This window comes from Psychrobacter sp. ENNN9_III (assembly GCF_001462175.1).
Taxonomy (GTDB): Bacteria; Pseudomonadota; Gammaproteobacteria; order Pseudomonadales; family Moraxellaceae; genus Psychrobacter.
Genome location: NZ_LNUO01000109.1, coordinates 1 through 10,321, shown reverse-complemented (window position 1 = coordinate 10,321; position 10,321 = coordinate 1). Strand labels below are relative to the sequence as shown.

10 protein-coding genes are annotated in these 10,321 nt (G+C 44.6%); 2 read left to right on the top strand and 8 right to left on the bottom strand.

All coding sequences use genetic code 11. The features are described from left to right. Window positions 1–57: 57 nt before the first annotated feature. The 6 genes from PENNN9_RS13565 to PENNN9_RS06870 all read right to left on the bottom strand — a co-directional run bounded on the left by PENNN9_RS13565 (window position 58) and on the right by PENNN9_RS06870 (window position 5,905). Complete coding sequence (locus tag PENNN9_RS13565) at window positions 58–366, bottom strand: CoA transferase (RefSeq protein WP_319822893.1); 309 nt, start codon at window positions 364–366, stop codon at window positions 58–60. Beyond that, entirely contained in the window at window positions 348–1,199 is an 852-nt protein-coding gene (locus tag PENNN9_RS06885) for a CaiB/BaiF CoA-transferase family protein (RefSeq protein ID WP_319822892.1), read from the bottom strand. Before PENNN9_RS06885 ends, PENNN9_RS13565 begins: the two co-directional genes overlap by 19 nt. Further along, the gene (locus tag PENNN9_RS06880; RefSeq protein WP_264752923.1) at window positions 1,192–3,129 is read right to left on the bottom strand and encodes a 3-hydroxyacyl-CoA dehydrogenase NAD-binding domain-containing protein; all 1,938 of its coding nucleotides are present in this window, start codon (window positions 3,127–3,129) and stop codon (window positions 1,192–1,194) included. The genes PENNN9_RS06885 and PENNN9_RS06880 overlap by 8 nt, the downstream gene beginning before the upstream one ends. A 19-nt stretch (window positions 3,130–3,148) precedes the next feature. Continuing rightward, window positions 3,149–3,409, bottom strand: a complete 261-nt coding sequence (locus tag PENNN9_RS13390) for a hypothetical protein (protein WP_264752922.1) — start codon at window positions 3,407–3,409, stop codon at window positions 3,149–3,151. 56 nt (window positions 3,410–3,465) lie between these two features. Continuing rightward, a complete protein-coding gene (locus tag PENNN9_RS06875; protein ID WP_256713862.1) occupies window positions 3,466–4,671 on the bottom strand; it encodes an acetyl-CoA C-acetyltransferase in 1,206 nt (401 codons plus the stop codon). An 82-nt stretch (window positions 4,672–4,753) separates the two neighbouring features. Further along, complete coding sequence (locus PENNN9_RS06870; RefSeq protein ID WP_058368963.1) at window positions 4,754–5,905, bottom strand: acyl-CoA dehydrogenase family protein; 1,152 nt, start codon at window positions 5,903–5,905, stop codon at window positions 4,754–4,756. Window positions 5,906–6,392: 487 nt separating this feature from the next. On the opposite strand from PENNN9_RS06870, the gene PENNN9_RS06865 reads away from it, so the two are divergent. Further along, window positions 6,393–7,049, top strand: coding sequence for a hypothetical protein (locus PENNN9_RS06865; RefSeq protein ID WP_058368962.1), 657 nt, complete (start codon window positions 6,393–6,395; stop codon window positions 7,047–7,049). A gap of 101 nt (window positions 7,050–7,150) precedes the next feature. Here the strand turns inward: PENNN9_RS06865 and PENNN9_RS06860 are convergent, their stop codons facing one another. Both PENNN9_RS06860 and PENNN9_RS06855 read right to left on the bottom strand, forming a co-directional pair. Then, complete coding sequence (locus PENNN9_RS06860; RefSeq protein ID WP_143505664.1) at window positions 7,151–8,701, bottom strand: sensor histidine kinase; 1,551 nt, start codon at window positions 8,699–8,701, stop codon at window positions 7,151–7,153. Between the two features lie 14 nt (window positions 8,702–8,715). After that, complete coding sequence (locus tag PENNN9_RS06855; RefSeq protein WP_058368960.1) at window positions 8,716–9,402, bottom strand: response regulator transcription factor; 687 nt, start codon at window positions 9,400–9,402, stop codon at window positions 8,716–8,718. A 272-nt stretch (window positions 9,403–9,674) separates the two neighbouring features. Here PENNN9_RS06855 and PENNN9_RS06850 point away from each other — a divergent pair, with 272 nt between their 5' ends. Further along, window positions 9,675–10,232, top strand: coding sequence for a hypothetical protein (locus tag PENNN9_RS06850; RefSeq protein WP_058368959.1), 558 nt, complete (start codon window positions 9,675–9,677; stop codon window positions 10,230–10,232). The last annotated feature ends 89 nt before the right edge of the window (window positions 10,233–10,321 follow it).

Below are 10,321 nucleotides of genomic sequence, written 5' to 3'. Positions count from 1 at the left end.
GAAGCCCCTTAGCGGGGCTTTTTATAGTTGACTCCTTGCTACAGGGTTCCACTGAGTTTATGCACCAGCAGTAACCTGCCAGCTGGCAGTCGCTTGATGCTCATCTTGATGCGCAAATAGTGGATGGCTTTGAGCTTCTGTCAAATTAAGTACAGGGGTTACGCAAGCATCAACCTCTGCGAACAATTCTTCCCAATACGTCATCGTTTGACTAGCAAACTTCTCTATCATTGCTTGCTCAGCTTGTTTACTCTCAGCTGTATTTGGCATTGATCCACGCTGCCAATGAGCATCGATATGTTCAGACAAATCTAACGTCTCGCATAATAATCGCCAAAATTTAAATTCTAATGAGCCGACTGCCATATGGCGACCATCTTGTGGCCGACTGCCATATGGCGACCATCTTGTGTTTTGTACAGCCGATAGCACGGCAGCCATCCACCCAAGAAGTCATTCTGAGGCTCTGGGCGTTGTCCATTTATATTTTTCATCATATCAGCTGTCGCTTTTGGCATAACCAGATGATGATACAAGCTATGCGTCATACTCACGGCTATGTGTCGACCGCGACCAGTATTTTTAGCGGCAAATACCGCTGCTAATAAGGCAATCACTGCGGTATCGCTACCACCAGCCAAATCTGCAAATTGCATATTGGGCATGGCTTGATTGCCTGTTTCTGTTTTTAGCTGATAGAGGGTGCCACTCATTGCCATAAAGTTGATGTCATGCCCAGCCTTCGCTGCCCAAGACTTACCTGTAGCATCAAGCGCCTCTGGAATACCGTAGCCTGTGATAGAAACCATCACCAGTTTTGGGTTGATAGCATGTAGGGTAGCCGCGTCTAAACCCATGCCCACGAGGACCTCAGGGCGAAAACTATCAAGCATCACGTCTGCATCTTTGATGTGTGCTTTTATTGCTTCAATGCCTGCTTCGCTACGAAAATCCACCTTTTCGCAATGTTTGCCATGATTTAACGCTTTGAATAACTCACCAAATGCACGTCCTGGATCGCCATTTTCTGGTTCAATTTTAACGATTTCTGCGCCTAGATCGGCAAGTAAGCGCGTCGCGAATGGACCAGGTAAATTACGCGTGAGATCGACAACTTTAAGACCATTTAAACAGTCAGCCATCATGTCTGTCATTGTACTGGGTATTGAGTTATTCGATACTACATCTGTATTAGCCATCTGAAAACACCTCGCCTTTTTTCGCCATCTCTATCAAAATTTGTGCAGGCTTAAAACGCGCACCAAACTTAGCGGCCAGCTCATGACTACGCGCAACGAAACTTTCCATACCTGTCGCATTGATAAACTGTAGCGTACCCCCTTGATGCGGGGCGAAACCCCAACCAAAGATTGAGCCTACATTACCTTCAGCGACAGAGCGCAAGACGTTTTCCTCATAACAGCGCGCTGACTCGTTGGCTTGGATATAGAGCAGCCGATCTATCAGCTCTTGCATATCTGGCTGCTCATCAACAGGCGGAAATAGCTCAGCAAGTTTTGGCCACAACTGTTTACCATCCTTGCCCTCTTTGTTTTTCGAATAGTCATAAAACCCTTTGCCGACCTTTTTACCTAAGCGCTCGTGGTCTTTTGCAATCACTTTGAGCACCGCTTCTGCCGGATGACTGACCCATTCTTTACCCTCGCTGAGCGTATCTTTTTTGGATTGCTCTTTGATACGAAACGATAAATCGAGCGACACCTCATCTTGCAGCGCAAGCGGTGGCATCGGCATACCAGCTTTGAGACCAGCGACTTCAATTCGACGAGGATGCACGCCCTCACCTAACATCGCAATACCTTCTGACACATACGTACCAAATACGCGCGAGGTATAAAAGCCGCGACTGTCGTTGACAACGATAGGCGTTTTGCCAATTTGTAAGACGAAATCAAAAGCTTTTGCTAAGGTTGCATCATCCGTCTGCTCACCCATGATAATCTCAACCAAAGGCATCTTATCGACTGGTGAGAAAAAGTGTAGCCCGATGAATTGAGAAGGACGTTTACTTGCAGTGGCTAAGCTCGTAATGGGAATGGTCGACGTATTAGACGCATAGACAACCGTTTCAGCGATGACGGCTTCTGCTTGCTCAGTACACTTGGCTTTGATATCGCGATCCTCAAACACCGCTTCGATGACTAAATCACAACCTTCTATATCATCATAAGATATGGTGGTTTGAATTTTACTTAATAACGCTGCTTTTTTGGTCTCGTTTGAGCGTCCGCGATTGATAGCTTTGTCTAATAATTTTTCTGAATACTGTTTACCCTTATTAGCATTTTCAATACTGGTATCTAATAGCACCACATTGATGCCCGCTTTGGCAGCGACATACGCAATCCCAGCACCCATCATGCCTGCACCAAGTACCGCAACCTTATTTACTTCTTCACGATCAAAGCTGTTAGGACGTGATTGTCCTTTTTTAATTTGGTTTAATTGCGTCCACATAGAAGTGATTAAATTGTTAGATTCAGGCGAGAGCACACAAGCGGCAAAGTAGCTCGATTCGACCTCAAGGGCAGCATCGATATCAAGTAAGCTGCCTTCAAATACGCAAGACATAATATGGGTAATGGCAGGATAATTACCGTGAGATTTTTGGTACGCCATAGCTGGGGCAACAGATAGCATTTGCGCGTTCTTTGGATGATTGGCATTGCCACCAGGGATGCTAAAGCCTTTTTTGTCCCACGGTTGCTGCGCATCGGGGTTGGCTTTAATCCACGCTTTAGCTTGGTTTAACATGTCGTCTGTGTCACTGGCTATCGCATCAATAAACCCAATCTCTTTGGCAGCGGTAGCACTAACCATTTTACCTTGGGTCATCATCTCAAGCGACTTTTGCATACCGAGTAGGCGCATCAGACGCTGAGTACCACCGCCGCCAGGTAGCAAGCCTAATTTTACCTCGGGCAATCCAAGTTTGGTTTTAGCTGAATCAATAGCGAGTCGGTAATGACAGCCCAACGCAACCTCTAGCCCGCCACCAAGCGCTGAACCTGTCATCGCTGCCACGACCGGTTTGCCAGATTTTTCAAGCTTACGTAGGCTTGCCTTGAGCGACTCCGCCAATTCAAACGCTTGCTCGTGGGTTTGAATACTCGCAAGCTGGTCAATATCAGCGCCAACGATAAAACTGTCTTACCTGATCAGCGCCAACGATAAAACTGTCTTTACCTGACGTTAAGATAAGCCCTTTAGCCGTCTCATCGTTTATAAAAGCATCGACCAATACTGCAAACGATTGATTAAAAGTATCATCAATCACATTCATCTGACGCGCGGTTTGGTTGATAGTGACTGTTACGATATTGTCATCGTCACGCTCAGCAGAAAAATCTGCCACCTCATTAATCGTTTGGGTGCAATCCATGCTCATTACTATTCCTTTTTTTAAATTCAAACTTATTATTTAACCATCGTCTTACAGATAGCTTATACACGCTCAATGATAGTGGCGATACCCATACCGCCACCGACACAAAGCGTAATCATGGCCGTTTTTAGATCACGACGCTCTAATTCCTCAAGCACAGTGGTGAGCAGCATGGCTCCAGTGGCTCCTAGCGGATGTCCCATGGCAATAGCGCCACCATTAACATTGACTTTGTCCAGTGAGACACCCAAATCTTTCGCCGTCTTCATCGGTATCGCAGCGAACGCTTCGTTAATCTCCCATAGATCAATATCGGCTGCCGTCATACCGGCTCTTTTGAGAGCTTTCTGGCAAGCAGGTGTCGGACCGGTCAGCATAATAGAGGGCTCAGAGCCAATAACCGACGCCATAATGACTCTTGCACGCGGGCGCAATCCTGCTTTTTTACCCGCAGCTTCGCTCCCCAAAAGGCAAAGCGCAGAGCCATCAACGATACCAGAGGAATTACCGGCATGATGCACATGATTGATGCGCTCGATACTGGTATATTTATCCAACAAGACGCTATCAAAACCCATCGCACCAAGCGATGCAAACGAAGGCTTGAGCCCTGCTAAGGTATTGACTGTCGTATCGGGACGAATGGTCTCATCTTTATCTAAAAGCAAGCGACCATTTAAATCATGCACAGGTATCACCGCATTGTCATAGTAACCAGCAGCCCATGCGTTAGCAGCACGGTGATGCGACTCGGTAGCAAAGGCATCAACATCTGTACGACTAAACCCTTCGAGGGTGGCAATGGTATCGGCACCAACACCTTGCGGAGCAAAGCCAGTCACTGAATTTATCCGCGGATCCATAAACCAAGCACCGCCATCTGCGCCCATTTTTACACGGCTCATTGATTCCACACCGCCTGCAACGACCATATCCTCCATACCTGACATGATTTTACTCGCCGCCAAGTTAATTGATTCAAGGCCAGAGGCGCAAAACCGCGATAACGTCACGCCAGCGACCGTTTCATGCCAGCCCGCATCAAGCACCGCAATACGGGCAATATCTGCACCCTGTTCGCCGATTGGGGTCACACAGCCGAGCACCACATCATCGACCAAGCTAGTGTCTAAATCATTGCGCTGTTGCATGGCATTAAGTAAGGTGCGTACTAGCCAAATGGGGGTCGCTTGATTTAAGCTGCCACCTGCTTTGCCTTTACCGCGAGGAGTACGAATGGCGTCGTAAATATAAGCCGTCTGAATCATGCTATGTCCTTATAGTCTTAATGAAATAGTCTTAATGAAATAGTCTTAATAAAATTTTCGATTATTTAAAACAAGTCGCTTACATAAAGCGTGACGCCAGCTCTTTCATAATCTCATTAGTACCGCCATAGATTTTCTGAACCCGTGCATCAGCGTACAAACGCGCAATCGGATATTCCATCATATAGCCATAACCACCAAATAACTGCACACACTCATCCATTACGATGCACTGTTTTTCGGTCACCCAATATTTGATTAAAGCGGCATGCTGTACCGTGAGCTTATCTTCGACCAATGCTTCAATAGCGGCATCACACAAGGCACTTGAGGCAATATAATGGCTGTTACATTCTGCCAGCTTAAAGCGGGTATTTTGAAAGCTCCATACTGGCTTGCCAAAAGCCGTGCGCTCTTTGGTATAGTCGATAGTTAAGTCCAGAGCCAACTTCATCGCCCCAATCGCTGCCAACGCTACGATTAGGCGCTCCTGCGGTAATTCTTGCATTAATTGCGTAAAACCTAATCCTTCAGCCGTACCCAATAAATTGGCTTGCGGCACACGCATATTATTAAAAAACAACTCAGAAGTATCTTGTGATGCCATACCAAGTTTTTTGAGCTTTTTGCCACGCTCAAACCCCGGAGCATTATCGGTTTCAACAACGATAAGCGATACGCCTTTAGCGCCAAGAGATCGGTCAGTTTTGCAGGCAACAATGATTAAATTACCCAGTTGACCGTTAGTGATAAAGGTCTTTGAGCCATTGATAATATAATCATCACCTTCTTTGACTGCGTAGGTTTTGATGTTTTGCAAATCTGAGCCTGTGCCCGGCTCAGTCATAGCAATCGCGCCGATTAACTCACCCGTTGCCATTTTGGGTAGCCACGCCTGCTTTTGCGCTTCAGTACCATGATGCAAAATATAAGGGGCGACGATGCCTGAATGCAAAAAGCCACCGAAGCCCGCTTGATTGGCTTCAGATTGCGCATAAATCAGCGCGGCTTCATGGCGAAAATCACCACCTGCCCCGCCGTATTCTTCTGGCATTGAGGCACATAAAAACCCCATCTCGCCCGCTTCTAGCCAAGCCTCCCGATCGAGCATACCGTTTTCACGCCACTTCTCATCGTGTGCTTCCCAATCTCTAAATACTTTGAGCGCACTCTCATGCAGCATTTCAATCTCTTCATCCATCCATTTTGGCTTAAAGCATGCAATAGTCATTGATCCATCCTTGGTTTTAGGTTGCTATAGTTGGTTCACTTTAAAACTGATACAGTGCTGCTGGGGTAAATTTTTCTTGCGTGCTGTTCGCAAGCGTGACAGAGGCTGCAAAAAATTTACCCCAGCAGCACTTGGCTATTAACGTATCGAATTTATTTCGAACTGACTGTAGGTAGTTTGATTATTTACTATACTTGTTTATACAATGACTGCCAAACCAAAGCTCATGAACTACTAGGTCATTAACTTTGCTAATGACTAGTCCGTATCGTTAATGACAAGCGAGATTATTATGTTTTTAATCATTGTCTTAACCCTTTCTCTAACCCCATAATTAATCAAAAACCCCGTATTGGGGCTTTTTTATGGTGATAGCATTCAGATAACAAGTTGACTATAATTGCGTTAAGCTTACAAAGTTGACTTAGAGCCCGTCTTTGATGGTTGTATTAAGTGAACTAATGCTCTCGAAATTTAGGTATAAGTTATGAAGAAAACGTTATTAATATCCAGCTTAATCGCTACTATCTCTATACCTGTCCATGCAGCAGACTATCAAAACTTTATCAAACCAAGCTCTTTGGGTAAAAGCATAAACACCCTAAATAAGAAATATAACTTGGGATTAAAAAAGCAGAGTTTAGGTGGTTATAGCAACCAACAATCTGCGGATTGCAGCCTTCATGTAGAAACAGATAAGAAGAATCAGATTAACCGAATTAGAATAATAGATAATGAGGCCTGCAAATATACGACTAAGTCCAATGTAAATTATAATAGTCAAACAACCAAAACACAGGATTTACTCAGTCAAGTCGATATAAAAGATGTGCAGTTTGTTCCAGGATGTTTTAACTGTCCATCACGTCTAGAGATAACCGATAATCTCGTCATCAGTCGTGAAAAAGACAGCTACTATACGGAGTTTGAGATACGGGGCTACAATAAAAAGTACTTAAACTATATCGCCAAAAATCTTTTTGGTGATTTCTCAGATGAAAACTATTACTCCACCATGGATCTGCTCGAGTCGAGAGCTGCTGAGGATCCTAGCCTTTACGATCGTAATGAATTCAAATTACAAGCTATTGAAGCTTACAATTTGCAAGACAAGCCACAGAGCTATACGATTGCACTTAAATAGCTTTTTCAAAATAGCTTATCTAAAACGGCCATTCAATTAAATGACCATAAGTTCTGCTATTAAGACAATTTATATTGCTGTGCAGGTAACTGCTGTGCAAGTTACCTAGAATAGGCAGGCAACACAATCTGTACCACCAACCCTTGGATATTATCTTGGCGATTATAGACATGAATCTGACCCTTGTGTGCCATCACAACTGCATGGACGATCGCTAATCCTAATCCATAGCCGCCAGTTTCGCGATGACGGGCAGAATCAAGCCTTACAAACGGCTGAAAAATACGCTCCAAATCTTTATCCGCAACACCGCCGCCTTCGTCTATAATGCTGATTTGAATAGCAGGTCTTTTACCATCCATCTCTGCTTGTTTAATCTCAGCAATAACCGTTGAATCAGCGGCAGTGTGCATAAAAGCATTACGAATGACGTTTTCAAGTGCACTGTGTAGCTGTTCTTGATTGCCCAGCACTGTCCAAGGAGTTTCTGGAGAAGTCGTTGATAAAGGCGTAGCTAATAAAGAATCTGTCAATGATAACTCATCCGGCTGCCATTGCCAGCGCACGTTTTTCTGTTGAAACTCAAAGCAGACATCTTGTCCAATCTCACTGATAATCTCAGCAATATCAACCACTTCATTTTCTAGATTGTCGATCGTATATTGCTGCATTTGCAGGGACTGAATATGAATGATTTGCTCAATCAGCTCATTCATCCGCGCAGATTCTTTATCAATACGATCAAGGTAACGATTGGCATTCGGCGCAAAGTCTCGCGTCAGCTCAGTCGCAACGTCAAGCCGTGCCAATGGCGAGCGCAGCTCATGCGAGATGTCACTGAGCATCTGCTTGCGTGCCAGCTCACTCTCTGCCAGTCGTGTTGAGAGCTTGGCCACGTCTTTCGCGAGTAAACCAAGCTCATCGTCTCCCATTTTGGATAAATTTGGATTAGCCTGATAATCGCCGTCAATCATACGGTGCACTGTGTTTTGTACACGGCGAATACGCTGGGTCAGCGTACGACTCAGCAAAATACAAACTAAGACGCTAAAAACAATAATCAGTAATAAACGTATCGGAAAATTACCGCGTTGCAGCGCTACAACGTCGGCAAAACGCAGATGCGGACGCAATTGTACAATGACTGCCTGCTCATCTGGTAAGACGACCGTCACGTCAGCCAACTCAGGACGACTATCGGGATTAACTATATTTGCTCGAATCGGTGGCATTGATGAAGGCCTCATTACCTGCCTTTCATCTGGCATCCGTTCCTGCCTATGTTCTTGCCTACGCTCCTCTCTATCTCGATAACGCGGAAATATAATGGCGCCTTGCTCGTCGTAGACTCTGATTTGATTCATAAGCCATCGGTCTTCACGATACATCTGCCTAACGGTAGTTAAATCACCCACTTGTAAGGCTTCAACCATCTCTTGACGCTTAATTAATAAACTATCAATTTGTACATCCATGCGAGCATTCAGTGCTTTTTCGACCAGCCAGCGCTCCACCACGATAGATAAAATAGAGGTGATCAGAATCGTTAATAACAGGCTTAGAAACAAACGCCAAAACAGCGTGATTCGTACCTTAAATTTAGGCGCTTGATTAAGACTTTGATTGTTAATAGCTTTCTTGGCAGGTTTCATCGATGAGTCCGTCATTACAGCACCAGCTGATAGCCTTTACCACGGATAGCTTTGATAGGCTCATCGTGGAAAGGTTGGAGTTTTTTGCGTAGGCGCGAGACATGTACATCAAGGCTACGATCGAACGGCTGCAGTTCACGCTGCAACACATGCTCTGATAGCCACGCCTTACTCACCACCTCGCCTTTTTGTTTGAGTAGCGCGACCAACAAATCAAATTCTGTCCCCGTCACTTGTAGCTCTACACCATCTATCTGACAAAGCCGCTGATTTTGATCCAGATGCAAACGACTCTCTGGTAGCGGCGTATGCTCTGATGCTGCCGCATTAGTGCGCTTGATGACGGCATTGATGCGTGCCAGCAACTCACGCGGATTGCAGGGTTTAGTAATGTAATCATCAGCACCAAGCTCAAGCCCAATGATACGATCGATCTCTTCACCTTTTGCCGTCAACATAATGACTGGAATATCACTAATATTCGGCAATTGACGCAGCACACTAAGCCCATCGATTTTTGGCATCATAATATCAAGCACCAGCAAATCATAAACGGAAGTACCATTAGATGCGGTTTTAAGTTTCTGTAAGACCGCCTCACCATCATGAACGCAATCGCATTGAATACCGTGATTGTGCAAGTATTCTTGTAATAACTGGGTCAACTCTTCGTCATCATCACCTAGCAATATATTTGGCACATCTGTCTCCTTGAGCCTTAATAGCGTTATCACCCATATTATCAGGCAAGTGCTTATCAATACGCTATAAACGTTACCTTTCTTAATACTTCATAAATGTTCGCAACCTTTAACTGTCGTAAGATAGCTCCTATCAACAGCAAGTACTGCTTTTATACAGCGTGCTTATAGATTGGCTGACAGTACTTATCTATAACTCCCTAAACATCATGCTTGCAAGATAAAAACTTAATGTTCATTTAACCAAACCGAATTAAATACAGGATATTTTTATGAAAAAATTATTAATGGGTTCAGTACTAGCAATGTCTAGCGTATTTGCAGTTACCGCTTGTACAAGTGTCAACGCAACCACTGATACAGCACCAACGACCAGCAAAATGCAGCATAAAGATGGTATGAAAAAAGGCGGCATGAGAGGTCCAATGTCGCAGCTAGATTTGACAGCCACGCAGCAGGCGCAACTACAAGCACTTAAACAAAACAATCGCGGTGAGCGTATGCAAAATCGTGAAGCAATGCTAGCGATACTTACAGCAGAGCAGCGCGCTCAACTTGAAACCTTAAAGTCAGAAAGACAAGCTAAAGGACATCGCCGCTCGCATAATAAAGGCGGTAAAAACAGTCCTTTATCAGAATTGAATCTAACAGCAACGCAGCAAGCGCAGATCGCTACTATTAGACAAAACAATTCTGGCAATCGTATGCAAAACCACAGCGCGATAATGCAAGTACTCACCGCTGAGCAGCGCCAAAAGCTAGAAGCAATTAAGGCTGATAGAATGGCTAAAGGTCATAAAGGCTCAGAGCGCCAAAAAATGCAGAACTAAAATATGTCAGTCGTTATAACGTTATGGCAATACTGACTATCTCGTTAGTCTAAGTATTAGTTCAGACACAAAAAAGCGCATCGTATGAA

Excerpts from the sequence above, each read along its gene's own strand:
- PENNN9_RS13565 (WP_319822893.1), bottom strand. The coding sequence starts at position 366 with ATGGCAGTCGGCTCATTAGAATTTAAATTTTGGCGATTATTATGCGAG.
- PENNN9_RS06885 (WP_319822892.1), bottom strand. The coding sequence starts at position 1,199 with ATGGCTAATACAGATGTAGTATCGAATAACTCAATACCCAGTACAATG.
- PENNN9_RS13390 (WP_264752922.1), bottom strand. The coding sequence starts at position 3,409 with ATGAGCATGGATTGCACCCAAACGATTAATGAGGTGGCAGATTTTTCT.
- PENNN9_RS06870 (WP_058368963.1), bottom strand. The coding sequence starts at position 5,905 with ATGACTATTGCATGCTTTAAGCCAAAATGGATGGATGAAGAGATTGAA.
- PENNN9_RS06865 (WP_058368962.1), top strand. The coding sequence starts at position 6,393 with ATGAAGAAAACGTTATTAATATCCAGCTTAATCGCTACTATCTCTATA.
- PENNN9_RS06860 (WP_143505664.1), bottom strand. The coding sequence starts at position 8,701 with ATGAAACCTGCCAAGAAAGCTATTAACAATCAAAGTCTTAATCAAGCG.
- PENNN9_RS06850 (WP_058368959.1), top strand. The coding sequence starts at position 9,675 with ATGAAAAAATTATTAATGGGTTCAGTACTAGCAATGTCTAGCGTATTT.